Source organism: Pseudomonas sp. GW821-FHT11G12, assembly GCF_058808055.1.
This window is the reverse complement of record NZ_JBXARH010000001.1, coordinates 1669809-1690676: the sequence shown is the minus strand read 5'-3', so window position 1 is coordinate 1690676 and position 20868 is coordinate 1669809. Positions and strand designations below refer to the sequence as shown.

Sequence of the window (20868 nt, the reverse complement as noted above, 5' to 3'; positions counted from 1 at the left end):
TGAGGTCTTCGAGTCATCGAGGGCTTAGCGATTGAACACTGCAAACACTGGAGAAAACCCTATGAACTTTGACGGCATCTTTACCCCCGCCATTACGCCTTTGTCCGCCGATGGCCAGATCGATTACTCGGCCTTCGCCGAGGTGCTCGAGTACCTGATCGAGTCGCGGGTTCACGGCATCGTTATCGGTGGTTCGACCGGCGAGTACTACGCCCACACCACCGCCGAGCGGTTGAAAGTGGCCGAGCGCGCCAGGGAAGTGATCAACGGCCGCATTCCGCTGGTGATCGGCACGGGCGGGATTCGCACCGAGGATGCGGTGTCTTTCGCCGAGCATGCGAAGTCGATCGAGGCCGACGCCATTCTGGTGGGCTCGCCGCCGTATGCCTTGCCGACGCAAAAGGAAATCGCCGCGCACGTGCTGGCCGTGGACAAGGCTGCCGGTCTGCCGATCATGCTCTACAACTATCCGGCGCGGATGGGCGTAGCGATGGGCCCTGAGTTCTTCGAAGCGATTGCCGGTTGCAAGAACATCGTCGCGATCAAGGAAAGCTCCGGCGATACCGCCCAGTTGCATCGTCTGGCGCATTCGCATCCCTCGATCCAGCTGTCCTGCGGCTGGGACGACATGGCCCTGGAGTTCTTTGCCTGGGGGGCGCGCAGCTGGGTTTGCGCCGGTTCGAACTTCATTCCGGCCGAGCACATCGCGCTGTACGAAGCCTGCGTTCTGGAGAAGAACTTCGACAAAGGGCGGCGGATCATGTCGGCCCTGTTGCCGCTGATGGACGTGCTGGAAAGCGGCAAGTTCGTCCAGTCGATCAAGCACGGCAGCGAGCTGGTCGGCCTGCATGCCGGTGGCGTGCGCAAGCCGATGCAGCCGCTGGAAGCGTCCGAGAAGGAAGTGCTGGAAAGCGTGATCAAAACCCTCAAACAGAATGTCGCGCGCATCGTCGCGGAGGTTTGAAATGGCCGATCTTCTGAGTCAAGCGCAATACCGCGAACTGGCGGCGAAGCTTGAGTTTCGCAATCAGGCGTTCATCAACGGCACGTTTCGCAGCGCGCTGTCCGGCAAGACGTTCACCACGACCAACCCGGCCACGGAAGCGGTGTTGACCGAGATTACCGCTTGCGGTGCCCAGGACGTGGACGTTGCTGTCGCCGCCGCCAAGGCCGCGTTCGAAGACGGGCGCTGGCAAGGGCTGGCGCCTTCGGCGCGCAAATCGGTGTTGCTGCGGTTCGCCCAATTGCTGGAAGACCACTCTCATGAACTGGCGGTGCTGGAAAGCCTCGACAGCGGCAAACCGATCCGCGAATGTCAGAACATCGACGTGCCCGAAACGATTCATACCCTGCGCTGGCACGCCGAACTGATCGACAAGATCTACGATTCGACCGCGCCGACCGGTAACGGCGCGGTGACCATGGTGGTACGCGAACCGATCGGCGTGGTCGGCCTGGTGTTGCCGTGGAATTTCCCGCTGCTGATGCTCGCGTGGAAGATCGGCCCGTCGCTGGCCGCCGGTTGCTCCATCGTGGTCAAACCGGCCAAGGAAACCACCCTGAGCACCCTTCGCGTGGCCGAGCTGGCGCATCAGGCGGGGCTTCCAGCCGGTGTGTTCAACGTGGTGCCCGGCGGCGGCAAGGAGGCGGGCGAACCGCTGGGCCGTCATCCGGATGTCGCGATGGTCAGCTTCACCGGATCCACCGAAACCGGGCGCTTGTTCCTCAAGTATTCCAGCGAATCCAACCTGAAACGCATCGTGCTGGAGTGCGGAGGCAAGAACCCGGCGGTGGTGATGAACGATGTCGAAGACGTCGATCTGGTCGCCCAGCACGTGGTCAACGGTGCGTTCTGGAACATGGGCGAGAACTGCTCGGCTTCGTCGCGGCTGATCGTGCACACGGACATCAAGGAACAACTGCTCCAGCGCGTTAAGGTGCATCTGGCCGACTGGAAAATGGGCGATCCACTGGACCCGGAAAACCGTCTGGGCTCGATGATCAGCAAGGCGCATTTCGAGAAGGTCCGCTCGTACCTCGACCATGCCCGGGACGAGAATCTTTCGGTGCTGGCGGGGGGCAATACGGCCGACAACATTTTCGTCGAACCGACCATCGTGGATGGCGTCGGCCGTGACAGTCGTCTGTTCCAGGAAGAAATCTTCGGCCCGGTGCTGAGCGTGACCACGTTCACCTCCGTTGACGAAGCGATCAACCTGGCTAACGACACGGCTTATGGCCTGGCAGCCTCGGCCTACACCGGCAGCCTGCGCCATGCGCTGAAACTCTCGCGGGGTATCCGCGCCGGCATCGTCACCGTGAACTGCTTCGGCGAGGGCGACGCTTCGACGCCTTTCGGCGGGTACAAGGAGTCGGGTTTCGGCGGGCGCGACAAGTCGATCTGGGCCCATGACCAATACACCGAGTTGAAAACCATCTGGATCGACGCGTCCTGATCCATCGCGGTTCGCCGCAGGTCACTTTCGCCCCGATCGGCACGCGCGTGCCGGTTGGGGCGAATTGCGTTCATTCCCGAGTATTTTGCCGCCCCGGCGGTTAGCATGGCGCTACAACAATGAAACCGATGGACCACACCTTGATCGAACGACGCCAATTCAGCGGTGGCATGAAGGGCAAGAACCTTCGCTACCTGAACGAGCCTTCCTCCGGGGCGGGGCGCATGACCCGCACGGGTTTTGTGCTGCTGGAGCATTTTTCCCTGCCAGCGTTTACTCAGGCGCTGGACACCATCATTACTTCGAATCTGCTGCGCCCCGGTCTGTTTTCCACGCGAACCTTCGGCCTGAGCGACGGCGAAGTGATCAGCGATCTGGGGCTGGTGATCCGCCCGGATTCACGGCTTGAGGCGAGTGTGTTGCAGGAACTGGATCTGCTGGTGATCTGCGGCGGTTACCGTACGGAATTGAAGGCCAGCGATGAGTTCATCGGTCTGCTGAAAATGGCCGCCGAGGCTGGCGTGTTGCTGGCCGGGTTGTGGAACGGTTCATGGTTTCTGGGGCGGGCAGGGGTGCTGGAAGGGTATCGCTGTGCGATTCACCCGGAGCATCGGCCAGCGCTGGCGGAAATCTCCAAGGCCACCCAGGTCAGCAGCGAGCCCTATGTGATCGACCGTGACCGGTTGACCGCTTCGAGCCCGTCCGGCGCATTCCACATGGCACTGGACTGGATCAAGGGTCTGCACGACAAAGCGCTGGTCGAAGGGATCGAAGACATTCTGGCGTTCGAGGAATCGCGCTACCGGCGGATCAAACCCACCGAAAACATCAGCGTCAGCGCGCCGTTGCGCGAAGTAGTGAAGCTGATGGACGCCAACCTCGAAGAACCGCTGGAGCTGGAGCAACTGGCAGTGTACGCCGGGCGTTCCCGGCGTCAGCTGGAGCGGCTGTTCAAGGAACAACTGGGCACCACGCCGCAGCGTTATTACATGGAACTGCGCATCACCGAGGCCCGGCGTCTGCTGCAACACACCGAGCTGTCGCAGGTCGATGTGCTGGTGGCTTGCGGGTTCGTCTCGCCCAGCCATTTCAGCAAGTGCTACAGCGCCTATTTCGGTTATCGGCCGTCCAAGGAAAAACGGCTCGTCAAATGATAAGAACAAGGTGCATATCGTGGACACCCGAAGTCGCAGCGCTGACACGCTGCCGGAGCTCCACCGGATACAGTTCCGAGACCGGCCCACCGCGGCATGGGCGATAAGCCGGCAACGTTGCACGGTTCAACGCTTGAGCAGATCCAGCGCGACGTCGACGATCATGTCTTCCTGACCGCCGACCATGCGCCGCTTGCCCAGCTCGACAAGAATGTCGAGGGTCTTGAGACCATATTTGGCGGCGGCAATTTCGGCATGCCGCAAGAAGCTTGAATAGACGCCGGCATAACCCAGTGCCAACGTTTCACGGTCGACCCGCACCGGCCGGTCCTGCAGCGGGCGGACGATGTCGTCGGCGGCGTCGAGCAGCGTGTAGAGGTCGGTGCCGTGGTTCCAGCCGAGACGTTCGGCGGCGGCAATAAAAACCTCCAGCGGCGCGTTGCCGGCACCAGCCCCCATTCCGGCCAGACTTGCATCGATCCGGTCGCAGCCTTCCTCGACGGCGGTTATCGAGTTGGCGACGCCCAGCGACAGGTTGTGGTGGGCGTGCATGCCGGTTTCGGTTTCCGGTTTCAGAACGGCTTTGAAAGCCCGGAAGCGCTCGCGAACATCCTGCATGTTCATCGCGCCACCGGAGTCGGCCATGTACACGCAGGTCGCGCCATAGCTTTCCATCAGCCGGGCTTGGGCCGCGAGGTGCTCAGGGGCGATCATGTGGCTCATCATCAGAAAACCGACGGTGTCCATGCCCAGCTCGCGAGCATATTCAATGTGCTGTTTCGAAACGTCGGCTTCCGTACAGTGCGTAGCGATGCGCACCACCCGTGCGCCGGCGTCATAGGCGGCCTTGAGGTCGTGCACCGTGCCGATCCCCGGCAGCAGCAGGGTGGTGATCTTGGCGTGTTTGATGACATCGGCGGCCGCTTCGATCCATTCCAGATCGGTATGGGCGGCAAAGCCATAGTTGAAGCTCGAACCCTGCAGCCCGTCGCCGTGGGCGATTTCGATCGAATCGACCCTGGCCTTGTCCAGTGCGCGCGCAATGTCCTGCACATTCTGCAGCGAGTACTGATGTCGGATGGCATGGCTGCCGTCGCGCAGGGTCACGTCGGAGATGTAGATTTTCTTGCCGGGATTGAATGTCATGTCGGGCCCCTCAGGCGTTGAGCATCGACTGCGCCATGCGCTCGGCGGTGGCCAAGGCAGCGGAGGTCATGATATCGAGATTGCCGGCGTAGGCTGGCAGGTAATGGGCGGCGCCTTCGACCTCAAGGAATACCGAGGTCTTGAGGCCGCTGAAGCGTCCCAGTCCCGGAATGTTCATAGGTGTCGATTCGGCAATGACGTCAAACTGAACCTTCTGTTTCAGGCGATAGCCCGGCACATAGGCCTGGACTGCCGCCACCATCTCCTCGACGGAAGCCTCGATCTGCGCCTGATCGGCGGTTTCGGACAGCACGAATACCGTGTCACGCATCATCAGTGGTGGTTCGGCGGGGTTCATGATGATGATCGCCTTGCCTTTGGAAGCCCCACCCACCGTTTCGATGGCCCTGGAGGTGGTTTCCGTGAACTCGTCGATGTTGGCCCGGGTGCCGGGGCCGGCAGACTTGCTGGCGATCGAGGCGACGATTTCGGCGTAGTGAACCCGGGCAACACGGGATACGGCGGCGACCACTGGAATGGTCGCCTGACCACCACAGGTGACCATGTTGACGTTGAGTCGATCCAGGTTTTGCTCCAGGTTGACCACTGGAATGCAGTAAGGGCCGATAGCCGCCGGAGTGAGGTCGATCAGGCGGATACCCGGCTTGATCGAGCGCAGGCGTTTTTCGTTCTCGATATGGGCGCTAGCCGAGGTGGCGTCGAAGACGAAATCGATGTCCTTGAACGCGTCCATGCGGGCCAGGCCTTCAACCCCCTCGTGGGTGGTCGCGACGCCCATGCGTTCGGCGCGGGCGAGGCCGTCGGATGCAGGGTCGATCCCGACCATCACCGCCATTTCCAGGTGTCTGGCGTTGCGCAGAATCTTGATCATCAGGTCGGTACCGATGTTGCCGGAGCCGATGATGGCGACCTTGAGTTTGGTTTGACTCATGGGAGCAATCTCTCAAATTGGCCAGGCCACGACAGCCTGGCGCAGAAGGACGGGCAGGTCAGATGAAGCGGCAACGGATCTGGCCAAGTCGGGTCAGGTGCAAGTGCAGGCTGTCCCCGGCCACGACAGGCGTCATCGGCCCCAGGGCGCCGGAAAGCAGCACCTCACCGGCCTGCAAGGGACGGCCCATCCGGGCCATGGTGCGAGCCAGCCACAGGCAGGCGTCCACCGGATTGCCGAGGCATGCGGCACCGACACCGATCGAAGCCGTGGCGGCATTTTTTTCCAGCAGCATGCCTTCCAGCCGAAGGTCCAGCGAGGCGAGTGGAGTCGGCTGTTTACCCAGCACATACAACCCTGATGAAGCGTTGTCCGCCACCGTGTCCACCAGCGATATGTTCCAGTTCTCGATGGCCGAGTCGACGATTTCCAGCGCAGGCACCACGTACTCGACCGCCCGCAGCAGTTCCGCGAGGGTCGTATCTTCATACGGAAGATCGCGGCCCAGAACGAACGCAATCTCGCCTTCGGCCTTGGGCTGAATCAACTGACTGATCTGGATCTCACCGCCATCGGCGATTTCCATATCGGCGAACAGCATGCCGAAATCCGGTTGATCGACGCCCAGTTGCTGTTGCACGGCAGCCGAGGTCAGTCCGATTTTACGGCCGACCAGACGCCGCCCCTGGGCCAGGGCCCGTTGGGTGTTGATCTCCTGTACGGCATAGGTGCCGGTCAACGAATCGATACCGAAAGTGGACGAGATCCGTGCACAGGGCTCGCGTTGCTCCCGTGCCCTGGCCAAGGCAGCGGCGGCGTCTTGCAGAGGCTGCAAAGGGAACTGGCTCATGCGATTTTCCTCAGCAGCCGAGGCTCGTCTGCGACGACTTCAGCGCCGGGGCTCCATTGCAGCTGGAACTTGAGTTCGTTGATGGCCCGATCCAGATCCGCAGCCTCGACCATGGCGAAGGTGAATTTGTCCGGGCGCACCACGGCGATGGCTCCGCTGGAGAACCCCGAGCGTTTGAACCAGGCGACCATCTCACCCTGCACATCCTCCAGTTCGACCAACTCTTGGGTATTGGAACGATCGGTACCGGCGCCCTGTGGACGGGTGCCGAACGGGAAGAGGGTGGCGAAGCGTGTGTGCTGGATATCCAGCAGTTTCCGGGACGCCTGACTCAGGTGGACGCGTGGATCGACCTCAAGACCGATCAAGGCAAAACCGTCGCCCAGCAGATCATCGAGCAATACACGCTGGCCCTTGAAGGTGCGGACTTCGGGTTGCGGAATCATCCGGCCTTCCGGCGAGCGCCGATGGCGGCGAGGCATGCCCAGATAGCTGTCAGGGGCATAGGTCGGGGCCGGTTTGAAACGGCCTTCGCGAACATAGCGGCCGAGAAATGGCGTCGCCAGGACGGTCTTGACCAGCAGGTTGCGCATCAGGCTGGAAACCGGGCTGGACATCGAGACGAAGTCCTTCATCTGCACCGAAATATCAATCATCGCCTTGGCATGGTGGAAGCGTTCGCTGCCATAGGTGTCGAGCAGCCGCTCACCGGCTTGCCCCTTGATCACGGCGTCGATTTTCCAGGCGAGGTTGTAGGCGTCACGCACGCCGGAACTCATGCCCTGGCCCATGAACTGCGGCGTCATGTGGGCAGCATCGCCGGCAATCAAAACCCGGCCCTTGCGCCAATCCTTCGCCACCAGCGCGTTGAAGGTGTAGACCAGCTTGCGTTTGACTTCGAACTTGTCCGGATCGACGTAACGGCTGATCAGGTTACGCACCACGGTCGGGTCTTCCATCTGTTCGCGAGTCTGGCCGGGCATCAGCATGAATTCGAAGCGATGGAAACGACCGGGCTGAGGACAGCAGACCGTCGGGCAATCAGGGTCGCAGATGAAGCTGAAGTAGGGCAGATGACGCAAGGCATCCTCGCCTTCCTTCATTTCCAGGTCGACCACAAGCCAGGGTTCGGGAAAGTTCTTGCCGCTCATGCCGATGCCCAAGGCCTCACGGACCGTACTGCGGCCGCCGTCAGCCCCCACCAGATAGCGCCCGCGAATGGTTTGCGGATCCGGATCGATTTCGCAGGCCTGACGGGCATCCGTCGCATCACTGAAACGGAAGGTGCTGGTGGCCTGATGGGTCACGGTCACCCCATGTTCATCCTGGGTGAACTGCGTGAGTTCACGACCACGGGCAACCCGCACATTGGGATAGCGCTCGAGCAGATCGCTCAGCGTGGTTTCCAGCCAGGGCTGGTAAAGGAAGTTGATGATCGGCCAGCCGTAGGGGCGATCGAGGCGCCAGTACTGGCCGAGGATCTTGCCATTGGCCAGCACCCACTGAGCGGGCGTATCGACTTGCATGTTGGCTGAAAGCTCGGAGGCAACGCCGGCCGCCTGCATGACGCGCATGCATTCGTCGTCCGTATAGACCGCCCGGGCGTTGCCATAGAACAGTGGCTCGCGTTCCAGCACAAGCACCGACAGACCACGCTTGCCGAGCAGATGCGCGAGCGTGGCGCCCGTCGGGCCAAGCCCGGAAATAATCACATCGACGCTCGTTACAGACTCGTTTTTGTTATTCATGACGATATCTCTCTTACAGCGGTGAATATTCGGGCTTGAGCAATGAACGTGTGCCGCGGGCGAAGTTGGCCAGGTTGGTGGTCAACGTGTGCCAGGCACCGCTTTTCTCCGGGCGATGCCCCCAAAGGCTGATGCCTTGATAGGAGGTTGTGCGCCACTGCGCCTCATCGACCACCCTGGCGTTGCAACCCAGTTCCAGCTCGAAACCGCTGGGGCTCATCACGTAGAACGATTGCTCACGGTCGTTGGGGTGCTCACCGATTTCGTGGGCCATTTCGAAACCGAGCGTGCGGCAGCGCAAATAGGCGTTGGTCAGTTCGCTGACCGAGGTGGTCAGCATGTTCATGTGCTGCACTCGGGTACGAATCGGATCCATCGGCAGGCCACGCACGCGGGCGATGGCAATCGAGTGGTGACGTTCGTTGACCCGGAAGAAATCAATGTCCAGGGTCACTCCGGCAATCCGCTCGACGATGTGGTCGCTGGCTCGTGCATCAAATATTTCCTGCCAGAAACGCTGCATCTGCTGCGGTTTGCGCGAGGTGATCGCCAGGTGGCCCATCCCGGCGGAGCCGGTGATGAAACCTGCACTGAGCATGTTCAGTGGCTTGTCGCTCAGCAGCGGCTCCCAGAACAGCTCGACGGCCATGCGTTTGGGGCCGAGCACCCGCCAGAACCTTTTCACGCCGCGTTGTGCGGCTTCTTCCGGCTGGCTGGGTTGCGCTTCGATACCGAGGCGTTGCAGGCGCTTGAGCACCTCGTCGAGGGTGGACTGGTCGCGTAATTGCCAGCCGACGGCAAGAAAATCTTCCTGCGGACCGCGCTGGATAATGATCCGCCGCTGGTGCTGATCCATACGAAAAGCCAGGGTTTGCTCGTCCGAGCTGGCCAGGTGCAGGCCGATGCCGTGCTGGAGCAGCTCACGCCAACGCGCCAGGTGGCGGGACTCGATCAACGCATAGCCCATGCTGCTGGCGCCGAAGATGTCCGGTGTTGTTCGACTGATCGTTGCTTGATTGTTCATGACGACAACTCAGCGCGCTGTGCGACTGACGAGGAACGCCAGGGTCACGGAGTTGAATTCGTCCGCACGTTCCCACTGCACCCAATGACCGGTCCGGCTGAACAGGTAGAGGTTGCAATCCGGCATGCGGCTGCGCAGCGCCTCGCCGCCGCTGGGACGATTGACCTTGTCGTCCGCGCCCCAGAGCACCAGGGTCGGAACCTGACAATGCTTGAGGCGTGAATCGCGGGTGAAATCCCAGCGCGAGAAGCGGGGAATACCGGTTGGCCGGCGCAGGGGAGGGGCCGCAATGACCTGCGGGTCGATACTCGCTTCGAAACGCTCGCGGATCATCTCGTCACTGACCTGGCTGCCGTCATACACCAGGTAGTCGCGGATAAAACGCGTGATCTTGGCCAGCGTCGGACCTTCGCCGTTGTAGTAGTCGAGCAACAGCTTGAGACCCGGTGTCGGCAGACTGCGAGTGGTATTGACGCCACCGGGGCCCATCAGCACCAGAGCCGACACCCGGCCGGGTGCATCCAGCGCCATGCGCAAGGCACAGGCACCACCCAACGAGTTGCCCACCACGTGAGCGCTGCTGATGTTCAGGGTGTCGAGCAGGCCGAGCATCGCCCCCGCCAGATCGCCGAAGGGGTCCTTGCGATCCACACCTTTGGTGGATCGGCCGTAACCGGGCATGTCGACCACAATGACGCGGAACTGCCGGGCAAGCGATTCGATATTGCGCGAGTAGTTGGAGAGTCCCGAGGCTCCCGCTCCGCCACCGTGAAGCATCAGCAGGGGATGGCCGACGCCCGTTTCGCTGATGAAAATCTGCCGACTACCCACTTGTACCGTTCGCGAGGTCAGGGCAGGAAGAGGTTCTTTATTGTTCATTGTCAGTTCCTGGCGTAAGGCACTTCGACCCGGGCGGTGGGTCAGTGCTTGCGACAGACTCTAACACTCAAGATTAGAATTGAACAACAGTGTTCAATTGTCTTTTTGCGGGCAATAAAAAAGCCAGATTCCCCAAGGGATCTGGCTCAAGAAAAATCAGCGTAGGACTTCAGGCTGCGAGAAGGGGCAGATCCTGAGTAGCGATGCCGCGCGCTTCATCGGCTGGCACGCCGAGCGCCCTGAGAACGAATTCAGCCATATCGGAACCCGCGTCGCGCCAGGTCTTGTGACCCTGAAGTACCAGCATCGTCGCCCCCAGCACCCCGCCTCCGATCATCGCCATCACCGAAGGCAGTTGCTCCTGTCGAAAGCTGTATTGCTCACTGCTCAGGCCGCTGAGCACATCGTGCATGGGTGGACCGCTCCACATCTGTTGCAGCGTCTCATTGCTGGCGCCGTAGCGCACGATGAAGGCTCCCCAGTGCGGCTCTTCATGGGCGCGGCGGATATACAGGCGGATGCCGGTGGCCAGGCGGACGGCAGGGGACGCATGGGGATCTGTACTGCGCGCGGCCCTGTCGTTCATTTCGGCACTCAGCTGGCTGGCGACATCTTCGAACAGCGTCTCCACCGAGTTGAGGTTGTTGTAGATCGTGCCGCGCGCTACCCCGGCGATCTGTGCCAGTTCGCTGACATTGACCTCTTCGACACGTTTCTCGACAAACAGCCGGATCGCAGCTTCATGGATGCGCTTCTGCACGGGACTGAGTTTCAAAGCAATGAGCTCCAACGGAGAGATTCCGGACATTGAACAAGCGCGTTCAAAATAAAGCAAATCAGCGTTTGCTGATCATTGACATGATTGAACACAAATGTTCAATATTGATCTCGAAAGTTGTACGCCCACCGAGCACGGTTCTTTACCCAGTGGCCGCAGGCGCTCGGTCGAAGCCCAAACAAGAGAGTCAGCATGTCAATCAAGCAAGGCCGTATCGATGTCCACCATCACATCATTCCACCTGCATTCGTCGATGCGATGAATGCCAGAGGGCTGCACTGCGTTGCGGGAGCGCCGCTGCCAGACTGGACGCCGGAAAAATCCATTGAGGTGATGGATGCGAACGGCATCGAACGGGCGATCACCTCGCTGTCTGCGCCCGGCGTCCACTTCGGTGACGGGGTCCAACAGGCCAGCGAGCTGGCGCGACGCTGCAACGAGTTCGCCGCGCAGATGCGCACGCGCTATCCGAGCCGCTTCGGCAACTTCGCGGTGCTGCCGATGCCGTTCACCGAGGCCGCCTGCCGTGAAGCCATTCACGCGCTGGACGTACTCAAGGCCGAGGGCATTGTTTTGCTGGGCAGCACCGACGGGGTATTTCTGGGTGATCCGCGCTTCGACGAACTGATGGCCGAACTCGACCGCCGAAAAGCCGTGGTATTCATCCATCCCAACATGCACCAGACCAGCGAAAGCATCGGTCTGCAGACCCCGGGATTTCTCATTGAGTTTCTCTGCGATACCACGCGCGCGGCGGTCAATCTGATCCTTGGCGGGACCATGGAGCGCTATCCCGGTATTCGCTGGATTCTGTCCCACTCCGGCGGCTTCCTGCCGTTTGTGGCCTGGCGTGTCTCGCTGGCCAACATGTTGCCGGAATTTCAGCAGCACGCACCGCAAGGCGTCATGACCTACATCCGTCGCTTTTACTTCGACACGGCGTTGTCACCATCACCTTATTCCATGGCGGCGCTCAAGGAACTGGTGGAACCGTCACACATTCTTTTCGGCAGTGACTATCCCTTCGCCCCGGCTCCCGCCACGGCGCTGCAGTGCCGGACGCTGGAAAGCCTGGAGATGTGGTCGCCGGCGATCATGCATGGCATCAACCGTGCCCATGCACTCAGTCTGTTTCCGCAGTACAGCCAGCCCAATGAAGTGGTTGCCCCGGCGCCGATTTATGAGGGCGAATCCTTCTCTCAACGCTTGCGACGCAGCATGACCCGACCGATCGGTGCGCTGGCAGAGCGGATGCGCAAACGCTGAACCAAACCCGTCGCCATGGATGGCCGGCGACCTATCTCATCATTGAATCCAACGATCCATCCGCGTGCCTTGGGTGTTCGCGCCCACCAAAAAAATAACAAGAGCCAGATCATGACAATAAGAAATCAGCTTTGTGTGCTGGGGCTTTGCCTCACCTCCACTCAACTCCTGGCCAACGGCCTGCAAATCAACGAACAGAGCATCAGCTCGGGAGGCAAGGCTTATTCCGGTCGGGCTTCTGATGTGCAGGACGCCTCGATCGTTTACGGCAACCCCGCCGGCATGTCCCGCCTGGCGGGTGAACACGTCAGTGGCGGTCTCAGTTTTATTGATGTCAGTTCGCGCATCAGCAACGTCAATACCACGGTGTCGGGCACTTCGCACGGCGATATGGTGCCTGATCCGATCGTCGTGCCATCGGGCTTCTACACGCTGCAACTCAACGAGGACTGGCACGTTGGGTTCGGGGTTTATGCCCCGTTTGGCGGGAGCACGGACTACGAAAGCAACTTCCAGGGACGCTACCGCAGCTCGCAGACTCAGGTGAAGGTCGTCACCTTGCAGCCGACGGTCAGTTACCGGATCAATGATCGACTGTCCGTGGGTTTTGGGCCGACGATCAACCGCATCGACGGGCTGCTCGAAAGCAAGATCGCCAACAACGCGGTGGGCGGGCAGGGCGACGGGACTGTCAAAGTCACCGGCGACGATACGGCCATGGGCTTCAGTCTGGGCATCCTGTTCGACCCGCTCGACGACCTGACCCTGGGGCTAACCTATCACTCCAGAGTCGATTACAAGCTGAGCGGAAAGACCAAGGTCTCAGGTGCCAATGGATTGCTGGCACCGATCCCGGGGCTGGGGCTGCCGGGGCTCAACGGCAAATATGACGCGAGCCTGGATTTCACTTCACCGGAAACGGTCGATGCCTCGGCGACCTGGCGCATCAATGATCGACTGGATGTCTCCGCCGGTGCGTTGTGGAGTCGCTGGAGTCGCGTGCAGGAATTGAGGGTTTTGAACTCCGGTGTGCCACAGGCCTATGGCCCTTTCGATACGATCCTCGAAACCCTGAAGTGGCGTGATACCTGGTCGTTCTCCACCGGCATGTCCTATCGCCTGAACAAGCAATGGAAGGTTCGTGGCGGGATCGCCTATGAGCCGACGCCGATGCCCAATCAGTACACGTCCACCCGTGCACCAACGGGAGACCGGAAGATTTTCACGGTTGGCCTGAACTGGCAGATGACCGATCAGACCTCTCTGGATCTGGGATACGGCTACATCCACGAAGATCCGGTAAAAGTGTCACAGGACACGTCCCAGGGTGGGCTGCGTCCGGGTTACAGCGCCACCTACCAGAACACGATCAACGGACTTGGGCTGCAGTTGAATCACAGCTTCTGATCAGTCTTGCTCGACGACAAGATTGCGCTGGACACCCAGATCGACAATGCCGTCCGCGCTACGGATTCTCGCCTCGACCCTGTCGCCCGGCTTGAGGTAGCGCTCGCGGCTGGCCTGGGCCTTCAGAAACAGTTTCCACTTGAGGGCCTCGGGCAGCAGGGCGGCAATGCGCTGGGTGGCGGGTGATGGAATGGCCAGCGCACAGCCGGCCGGAGTGCCTGTGGCAATCAGGTCTCCGGCCGCGAGGTCTTGCACGGCAGACAGTTCTGTCAGGGTCTGCGCAGGGGTGTAAACCATGTTCGCGGTATTGTCCTCTTGGCGCAGTTGGTCGTTGACGGTCAGGCGCAGCTGCAGGGCCTTGAGGTAATGCATCTGGTTGGCTTCCAAAAGACACAAATAAGGTCCGACCGGACCGAAGGTGCGGAAACTTTTGCCTTTGTAGAACTGCATCTGCGGAATCTGGATGTCCCTCGCCGAATAGTCATTGACGATGACCAGTCCGGCCACGAACTGGTGCAGGTTGCTGTCGTCAATCTGGACCGGGCCGTTGATGTCGCTGCGCATGACCAGGCCCAGTTCAATCTCGTAGTCGATAAAGCGGACATGGCGTGGCTTGATCAGGTCGCTGTCGGCCGGGCAAATGCAACTGGCTGCCTTGGTAAACATCATATTGTACGACTTGGCGTCCGGATCCATCCCGGACTCGATCATGTGCTGACGGTAGTTGGCACCCTGACAGACAAACTGCTGGTTGCGGGTGACCGGGGAGAGCAGCCGCACTTGATTGAGTTCGAGTGTCGGGCTCTTTAGGTCGCGCAACTGCTCGATGCTGACTTGCCGGATGAACTCGCCGGTTGTCGCGTATTGCCCAGAAACGGGCGTGATGCGCTGATTGTGAATACGTCCCCATTGGACGGTGTTCTGATATTCGAAACGGACAACCTGCACAGCCATGACAACGAGTCCTGAGGGGTGAGGAGGTGGCCAGCGCCAACCTCGTGTGGTTTGCGACGCTGCAAAATCAGGCGAACAGGCGTGCCAGTGTGATCAGCTTGCGCACGCTCAGATCCGGACTGCGGCGAAGATGGCGGAACAAGAAAAGAAGATTCGCCGGTGTCAGTTTCGGTTTGGTAAAACTTCTGGGCATGGATTCGCCCCACTGGGACATCGCCGCTGCGCTGACACTGTGCAGACCTGTGGGCTGGTCGGCAGTGAACCGGTCACCATCACAATAGTGCTCGTGCTTGTCGCCGAACGGGTCCTGCCAGTAATCGAAGATCTGGCTTCCAAGAATGTGCCGGCCAATACCCCAGGCATGGCGCCAACCCCGATCCCGAAGAACCTTCTGGCCCATGCCGACGGCGTCCAGATCGACCACCTCATAAGCGCTATGGCTGTAGGCCGGCATGAATCCCTGGGCCAGGGCCAGCGTGTGATGGTCGGCTGGCGTGTCGCCCAGATTCAGACGCAGGAAGGCCACCGCCGGCGAACCGTCAGGCAACAACTGCACATCGCTGGGAATGAATCCGAAGTGTTGTGTGTACCAGGCGCAGGTGCGCTGGAAGTCCGCCACTTCCAGCACGAGATGGCCAAGGCGGATGATCTCCGGTGGAGCAATCGGCGGACGCTGGGTTGCATTGATGCGCACCACGCTATCCCCGAGGTTGAGCGGCAAGGGCGGGCGATGGGGCCTGGAGCCAACCACTGACTGACCATGAAGGGCCTCGACGAGAAAACCGGACGGATCGCGCAAGGTGACTTGTTCGCCACCGCCGGGGTGATCGCACGGCATGATGGATGATGCTTGCGGTAACAAGCTCAGACGCTGCAGGTCGGGACGGGAATCGACGCTCAGACCGAAACCAATAAAACGTGGCTTCTTGCCGCGATGTACGCGATAGCAATAGGGTGCCGTTCCGGTACCACGCAAAAGCAGCAGATCCGCATTGTGCAGAACCGTCAGCAGTCCGAAGTCCTGAAGAAAGCGCTCGGTCCGTTCCAGATCCGGCCGCTCGAAAATCAGATGAGTCAGCGCATGGGCGCGCACGGTGGGTGCCTCGTGGCGTGCTGGTTGCAGGTTTTTTTGTACATTAACGGGCTGCTGTGCGGGATTAAGCTTCACTACGGGAGCCTCCAGACGCAGGAATACGGCACAGCACAAATTGAACATGATTGTTCAATTTGAGTCAAATTTGTAGTTCTGATGGATTTCGGAGTAAGCATAAATTTTCTCGGCCTGGCCGAGATCAGTTTTCTGCAAGCGCCCATGGACATGGTTCATTCATCGTGAATGCCAAGGTCTGCGCAAGTTTCACGCATGTCCATGGGTTGACATCTTTCCTTTACATCGATGAGCCGTTTGGCGTGCTACTTCAAAGGTGATCGGCGTCGATGATCGCTTTGGCGAAGGTCTGCGGACTTTCCTGCGGCAGGTTGTGGCCGATGCCGCCGTTGATCAGACGGAACTCGTACTTGCCGGTGAAGCGTTTGGCGTAATCCTCGGGCGCCGGGTGTGGCGCGCCGTTGGCATCGCCTTCGAGGGTGATGGTCGGCACGCTGATTGACGGCGCAGTGGCGAGTTTCTGCTCCAGCGCTTCGTACTGGCTTTCGCCCTGCACCAGGCCCAGGCGCCAGCGGTAGTTGAACACGGTGATGGCGACGTGATCCGGGTTTTCCAGGGCCTTGGCACTGCGGTCGAAGGTGGCATCGTCCAGCGCCCATTTCGGTGAGGCGGTTTGCCAGATCAGCTTGGCGAAATCGTGGGTGTTCTTGGCGTAACCGGCAGCACCACGGTCGGTGGCGAAGTAGAACTGATACCACCATTGCAGCTCGGCCTTGGGCGGCAGCGGGTTCTTGCCGGCGGCCTGATTGCCGATCAGGTAGCCGCTGACCGACACCAGCGCTTTCACTCGCTCCGGCCACAGCGCCGAGACGATATCCGCCGAACGTGCGCCCCAGTCGTAGCCGCCGAGCACGGCAGTTTTGATCTTCAGCGCGTCCATGAAATCAATCACGTCACTGGCGAGCGCCGCCGGCTGACCGTTGCGCACAGTCTTGTCGGAAAGGAAGTGCGTATCGCCATAACCCCGGGCGTACGGCATCAGCACGCGATAACCCTTGGCCGCCAGAATCGGTGCGACTTCATCGTAGCTGTGAATGTCGTAGGGCCAGCCGTGCAGCAGAATCACCACCGGACCATCGGCCGGGCCGGTTTCGGCGTAGGCCACGTCCAGCACGCCGGCTTTCACATGTTTCAACGGGCCGAAGGGCAGGTCGGCCTCCACGCTGGCGGCTACGGTCTTGACCGGTTCCGGCGCTGTCGATTGAGCGTTGGCGAACGTGCCGAATTGCATCAGGGCGGTGGCGAGAATCGACAGGCCCAGCAGGCGACGACGGGTGTTGCCGGTAGCGGTGGTGTGCAGTGCATGCTTCATGGGAAGACTCCTTTGCAATCGACGGGGGCCGGGTTCGGGGTGAACCCTTCTGAACTGGAGTCCAGTAAAGCCCGGCGATGTATCCGCGCTGTTTCCGGTTTGCGCGCCAGATGCAGGCGGGTGTATCCGGGAGGCGGTCGTACACACTGAGATACAAACCCGTTGCAATGCCCCGGTTGCTGCACAAATCTTCTAAACGCGCTGGCATGAAGCGCGGTAATTTAGCCGTTGAACCCATTTCTCTGGAGCCTTGCGTGGACAAACGCAACTGGATCGACCTGTCCCAGGATGCCGACACCGGGATCGAGTCGATTCGTGCCCATTTCCAGGGCCATGCCTACGATCCGCACTGGCATGACAGTTTCCTGGTGGGCGTGACCGAGCAAGGGGTTCAGCAGTTCGATTGCCGGCGCGTGCGGCATTTCAGTACGCCGGGCAAGGTGATCATGCTGGAGCCGGGGGAAATCCACGATGGGCATGCGCCGACCGAGGAGGGTTTTACTTACTCCATGCTCTATTTCGATCCGCACTGGCTGGAGCGCGAGTTGCTTGCGCTGTTCGAACACGTGCCGGACAACAGTCAGCTCGGGTTCGCCGACACCCTGAGCCAGGATCCACGCCTGGCCACTTCCATCAATCAGGCCTTTCACGCCCTGCATCACGGCGATTTGCGCATCGTCCGGCAGAGCGCGATTGACACCTTGCTCGGATCGCTGACCGCTCATCTCGACTGGCGCAAGCGTCAGGCGTTCGATCCACGCTTGCCGCGAGTGGCGCAAGTCGCGCGGGACTATCTGCATGCCCATGCCTTCGAAGATATCGGGCTCGATGATCTGGCCCGGGCCTGCGGGGTTGACCGTTTTCGCCTGACCCGGGCGTTCAAGTCGGCCTTCGGTCTGGCGCCCCATGGCTACTTGATCCAGCTACGACTGGCTCGGGCTCGGCAAATGCTGGCGCGGGGTGAAACGCCCGCCAATGTCGCCAGTGCGCTCGGGTTTGCCGATCAAAGCCATCTGGGCCGCTGGTTTCGCCGCGCCTATCACCTGACCCCTGCCGACTACCGCAAACGCTGCTCAAACCTTCCAGACTGAACGTCTCGCAACCGCGACCATGGCCTCCTGTTCTGATCCGGAGTTCCTGTCATGGAATCGTTGTTACCCTTTCTGCTGTTTTCCTTCGTTGCCTCGATCACCCCGGGGCCGACCAATATTCTGGTGATGAGCCACAGTTCGCGGCGCGGGATGCTGGCCACGCTGCCGATCATCTTCGGCGCCTGTGTGTCGGCTGCACTGGTGGTGCTGGTTGTCGGGCTCGGCGTGGGTGAAACGCTGCTGCGCTATCCCCGCGTGCAGCAGGCAATGGCCTGGGCCGGGGTGCTGTGGTTGAGCTGGCTGGCGTGGCAGATCTTTCGCAGTACGCCGCCATCGCTGGACTCCTCAACATCGGGTGACGACAGTTTCAGCGTTTTCGGTGCCGCCGGCCTGCAATTGATCAACCCCAAGGTCTGGATGATGGCCGTGGCGGTGGTGAGTGTGTTTGGCGGGAACGGTGACGAGAGTGCGCGGATGGTGCTGTTGGCCTTTGTGTTTCTGCTGGTCTGCTTGCCGTGCATGACGGCGTGGGCGTTGCTGGGGGTGGGCAGTGCGCGGTTCTTTGGTTCACCTCGGGCATTCCGGCGCATGAATGCCGGGCTGGCGTTTTTGCTGTTGTTGTCGGCTTGGTTGACGGTGTTGGTGTAGCCCCCCAGAATCGCGCCCCGTTCCGGCCACTGGTGCCGGACGCTCAAGGTGAAAAGGGGTAGCGGTTGAACGAACAGACATTGTCCATGCGCCTGGAGCGTGTAGCTGCGCACGTACCCGCCGGTGCGCGCCTGGCCGATATCGGCTCGGATCATGGCTACCTGCCGGTGGCGTTGATGCGTCGCGGCGCCATCGAGGCTGCGGTGGCGGGGGAGATGGCGTTGACGCCGTTCCGCTCGGCCGAACGCACCGTGCGTGAAAACGATCTGGGTCAACGGATCACCGTGCGTCTGGCCAATGGCTTGATGGCGATCGAGCCGAAAGACGGGATCACGGCGATTACCGTGTGCGGCATGGGCGGCGAGACCATTCGCGACATTCTCGAGGCAGACAAGGCACGTTTGAGCGGCCGCGAACGCCTGATCCTGCAACCCAACGGCGGCGAGCAACCGTTGCGCCAATGGCTGATGGACAACGACTACCGGATCCTTTGCGAGGAACTCTTGCGGGAAAACCGCTTCGACTACGAAATCATCGTCGCCGAACGCGATGGGCCAGTGGCCTACACCCCTGAGGAACTGTACTTCGGACCGTTGCAGATGCAGGCGCGCAGCCCGGCGTTTGTCAGCAAGTGGCAGCACCGGTTGCGACACAAGCAGCAGACCCTGAGCCACTTCGGGCGTGCGCGGCATGCCGTGTGCGAAGAGAAGGTGCAGGATCTGGCCCGGCAGGTACGGTGGATCACTGAAGTGCTCGCTTGAGCCCGACTCAGGGCTGATATCATTCAACAACTTTCAAGCAGGGCAGAAAACGATGAACCGTCAGAAGAAACTGCAACAGCTCTTCAAGGAAAAATCCAGAAAGGCCAACGCCAAACTGGCGCCGAAAAGCAACAAGCCGAAGTACATCAGCAAGGCTGATCGGTTGAAACTGGAAGCTGAGGCGGCTCAGGTCTCGGTCGTTTCCACTGAGTGAACGAAAAGGGGACAGATTTATTTTCAGAAAATAAATCTGTCCCCTTTTGTCCCTTTTGTCCCTTTTGTCCTTGTTCAGGGCTTGATCATGGGGCGCCATGGGTTGAAGGAGGCGGCCTATCGGCCTTTCTGCCGACAAAGCCCATTTCAATCGGCGTCCTTATGTAAAACACAGAGAAATCTTCCGCTTCCAGGCGCTTGAACAGTCTGTCGCATTCTTCTTCGGTGATCGCCATTCGGATTTCCGTCGGCTGATCCGCCAGCTCAAAAAAGTGCGAGGAATGCAGTCGCCCGGTATGGCCGAAACCTTCAATGGCAGTGGAGAGGGTCGCACCGCGCAGGCCCAGTTCCTTTGCCAGATCGACAATCCAGTCGCCGAGCATCTTTCCTTGATGACGACGGTTTTGTTGAGTGAAGAAAATCACCAGAAAACCTTTCATTTCGGTCTCCTTAACGCGTGCCAATCAATTGATAGGACAACAGTCCCGCCGCAGTCATTGCGAGCGAGCCGACGACGTGCAATGAAATCGAGCCAAGCGCCCAGAGCAGTCTGCCTTCCTGAATCAGGGCAACGGTTTCGGCTGAAAATGTGGAAAAGGTCGTCAGCCCGCCACAGAATCCGGTGATGATCAGCAGCCGCCACTCTGGGCTTAGCGAAGGGGAGGCGGCAAGGAATGCGATAGCCAGGCCGATGATGTAGCCACCGACCATATTGGCAACCACGGTGCCCGGTGGAATCGCGGGGAACAAGGCGTTTAGTTTCATGCCAAGGATCCAGCGCAACCAGGCGCCCAGTGACGCACCCACGGCAATGACCAGAAGTGATTTCAGCATACCGGGCTTACCTCTTCAGACCGTTGCGGCCAAACAGGTAGCGGAGGGGAAAAGCAAAAAACGGCGGGTTGAATAAAGGGAATCATGATCCTGTCCTGTAGTTGGAGGACAGGGGAGCAGACACGCCTACGCACCCTGTCCAGGGTTCACGTAGGCATCATCAGCACGAGGCGGTTTGAGGAGGAATGCCATCTCCTGCAAAGATCCTATAGCAATCAGACACGGCA

General features: G+C 60.3%; 21 protein-coding genes and 1 riboswitch. Of the genes, 9 read left to right on the top strand and 12 right to left on the bottom strand.

Annotation, left to right across the window (positions count from 1 at the left end):
- Nucleotides 1–61 precede the first annotated feature (61 nt).
- From AC1RR7_RS07585 to AC1RR7_RS07575, 3 genes are all read left to right on the top strand, one after another.
- Complete coding sequence (locus AC1RR7_RS07585) at nucleotides 62–964, top strand: dihydrodipicolinate synthase family protein (RefSeq protein WP_493156933.1); 903 nt, start codon at nucleotides 62–64, stop codon at nucleotides 962–964.
- Between the two features lies 1 nt (nucleotide 965).
- Nucleotides 966–2456: an aldehyde dehydrogenase gene (locus AC1RR7_RS07580; RefSeq protein ID WP_493156931.1), complete on the top strand. Its 1491-nt coding sequence runs from the start codon at nucleotides 966–968 to the stop codon at nucleotides 2454–2456.
- 128 nt (nucleotides 2457–2584) lie between these two features.
- A complete protein-coding gene (locus AC1RR7_RS07575) occupies nucleotides 2585–3610 on the top strand; it encodes a GlxA family transcriptional regulator (RefSeq protein ID WP_493156999.1) in 1026 nt (341 codons plus the stop codon).
- A 126-nt stretch (nucleotides 3611–3736) separates the two neighbouring features.
- Here the strand turns inward: AC1RR7_RS07575 and dmpG are convergent, their stop codons facing one another.
- The 7 genes from dmpG to AC1RR7_RS07540 all read right to left on the bottom strand — a co-directional run bounded on the left by dmpG (nucleotide 3737) and on the right by AC1RR7_RS07540 (nucleotide 11017).
- On the bottom strand, nucleotides 3737–4756 hold the full coding sequence (gene dmpG, locus AC1RR7_RS07570; RefSeq protein ID WP_273536383.1) for a 4-hydroxy-2-oxovalerate aldolase: 1020 nt from the start codon (nucleotides 4754–4756) through the stop codon (nucleotides 3737–3739).
- Nucleotides 4757–4766: 10 nt separating this feature from the next.
- Complete coding sequence (locus tag AC1RR7_RS07565; RefSeq protein WP_273536381.1) at nucleotides 4767–5708, bottom strand: acetaldehyde dehydrogenase (acetylating); 942 nt, start codon at nucleotides 5706–5708, stop codon at nucleotides 4767–4769.
- A 58-nt stretch (nucleotides 5709–5766) separates the two neighbouring features.
- Nucleotides 5767–6558 (bottom strand): 2-keto-4-pentenoate hydratase, encoded by a 792-nt coding sequence (locus tag AC1RR7_RS07560; protein WP_493156929.1) that lies wholly within the window; start codon nucleotides 6556–6558, stop codon nucleotides 5767–5769.
- Entirely contained in the window at nucleotides 6555–8306 is a 1752-nt protein-coding gene (mhpA, locus tag AC1RR7_RS07555; RefSeq protein ID WP_493156927.1) for a bifunctional 3-(3-hydroxy-phenyl)propionate/3-hydroxycinnamic acid hydroxylase MhpA, read from the bottom strand. Before mhpA ends, AC1RR7_RS07560 begins: the two co-directional genes overlap by 4 nt.
- Before the next feature lie 13 nt (nucleotides 8307–8319).
- Nucleotides 8320–9330 (bottom strand): VOC family protein, encoded by a 1011-nt coding sequence (locus AC1RR7_RS07550; protein ID WP_493156925.1) that lies wholly within the window; start codon nucleotides 9328–9330, stop codon nucleotides 8320–8322.
- Between the two features lie 9 nt (nucleotides 9331–9339).
- The gene (locus tag AC1RR7_RS07545; protein ID WP_493156923.1) at nucleotides 9340–10209 is read right to left on the bottom strand and encodes an alpha/beta fold hydrolase; all 870 of its coding nucleotides are present in this window, start codon (nucleotides 10207–10209) and stop codon (nucleotides 9340–9342) included.
- A 169-nt stretch (nucleotides 10210–10378) separates the two neighbouring features.
- The gene (locus AC1RR7_RS07540) at nucleotides 10379–11017 is read right to left on the bottom strand and encodes a TetR/AcrR family transcriptional regulator (protein ID WP_167748762.1); all 639 of its coding nucleotides are present in this window, start codon (nucleotides 11015–11017) and stop codon (nucleotides 10379–10381) included.
- A gap of 162 nt (nucleotides 11018–11179) precedes the next feature.
- On the opposite strand from AC1RR7_RS07540, the gene AC1RR7_RS07535 reads away from it, so the two are divergent.
- Nucleotides 11180–12253, top strand: a complete 1074-nt coding sequence (locus AC1RR7_RS07535; protein ID WP_493156921.1) for an amidohydrolase family protein — start codon at nucleotides 11180–11182, stop codon at nucleotides 12251–12253.
- Nucleotides 12254–12364: 111 nt separating this feature from the next.
- Complete coding sequence (locus AC1RR7_RS07530; protein WP_493064668.1) at nucleotides 12365–13660, top strand: OmpP1/FadL family transporter; 1296 nt, start codon at nucleotides 12365–12367, stop codon at nucleotides 13658–13660.
- On the opposite strand, the gene AC1RR7_RS07525 is transcribed toward AC1RR7_RS07530, so the two are convergent.
- The 3 genes from AC1RR7_RS07525 to AC1RR7_RS07515 form a co-directional block, all read right to left on the bottom strand.
- Nucleotides 13661–14614: a fumarylacetoacetate hydrolase family protein gene (locus tag AC1RR7_RS07525; protein ID WP_493156919.1), complete on the bottom strand. Its 954-nt coding sequence runs from the start codon at nucleotides 14612–14614 to the stop codon at nucleotides 13661–13663.
- A gap of 67 nt (nucleotides 14615–14681) precedes the next feature.
- Nucleotides 14682–15830: a VOC family protein gene (locus AC1RR7_RS07520; RefSeq protein WP_493156918.1), complete on the bottom strand. Its 1149-nt coding sequence runs from the start codon at nucleotides 15828–15830 to the stop codon at nucleotides 14682–14684.
- 202 nt (nucleotides 15831–16032) lie between these two features.
- Nucleotides 16033–17094 carry an alpha/beta fold hydrolase gene (locus AC1RR7_RS07515; RefSeq protein ID WP_493156916.1) on the bottom strand — a complete coding sequence of 354 codons (1062 nt, stop codon included), beginning with the start codon at nucleotides 17092–17094 and terminating at the stop codon, nucleotides 16033–16035.
- Between the two features lie 254 nt (nucleotides 17095–17348).
- Between AC1RR7_RS07515 and AC1RR7_RS07510 the strand changes: the two genes are divergently transcribed.
- The 4 genes from AC1RR7_RS07510 (at nucleotide 17349) to AC1RR7_RS07495 (ending at nucleotide 19808) form a co-directional block, all read left to right on the top strand.
- Entirely contained in the window at nucleotides 17349–18185 is an 837-nt protein-coding gene (locus tag AC1RR7_RS07510; protein WP_102621639.1) for an AraC family transcriptional regulator, read from the top strand.
- Between the two features lie 51 nt (nucleotides 18186–18236).
- Nucleotides 18237–18833, top strand: coding sequence for a LysE family translocator (locus AC1RR7_RS07505; protein ID WP_273536368.1), 597 nt, complete (start codon nucleotides 18237–18239; stop codon nucleotides 18831–18833).
- Nucleotides 18834–18898: 65 nt separating this feature from the next.
- Nucleotides 18899–19594 carry a tRNA (adenine(22)-N(1))-methyltransferase TrmK gene (locus AC1RR7_RS07500; protein WP_273536367.1) on the top strand — a complete coding sequence of 232 codons (696 nt, stop codon included), beginning with the start codon at nucleotides 18899–18901 and terminating at the stop codon, nucleotides 19592–19594.
- A 52-nt stretch (nucleotides 19595–19646) separates the two neighbouring features.
- On the top strand, nucleotides 19647–19808 hold the full coding sequence (locus tag AC1RR7_RS07495) for a DUF2986 domain-containing protein (RefSeq protein ID WP_273536366.1): 162 nt from the start codon (nucleotides 19647–19649) through the stop codon (nucleotides 19806–19808).
- A gap of 85 nt (nucleotides 19809–19893) precedes the next feature.
- On the opposite strand, the gene AC1RR7_RS07490 is transcribed toward AC1RR7_RS07495, so the two are convergent.
- Together AC1RR7_RS07490 and crcB are read right to left on the bottom strand one after the other, a co-directional pair.
- Entirely contained in the window at nucleotides 19894–20247 is a 354-nt protein-coding gene (locus AC1RR7_RS07490; RefSeq protein WP_273536365.1) for a DUF190 domain-containing protein, read from the bottom strand.
- 10 nt (nucleotides 20248–20257) lie between these two features.
- A complete protein-coding gene (gene crcB / locus AC1RR7_RS07485; RefSeq protein ID WP_096821701.1) occupies nucleotides 20258–20641 on the bottom strand; it encodes a fluoride efflux transporter CrcB in 384 nt (127 codons plus the stop codon).
- A gap of 144 nt (nucleotides 20642–20785) precedes the next feature.
- Nucleotides 20786–20846: riboswitch (Fluoride riboswitch) on the bottom strand.
- Nucleotides 20847–20868: the final 22 nt, after the last annotated feature.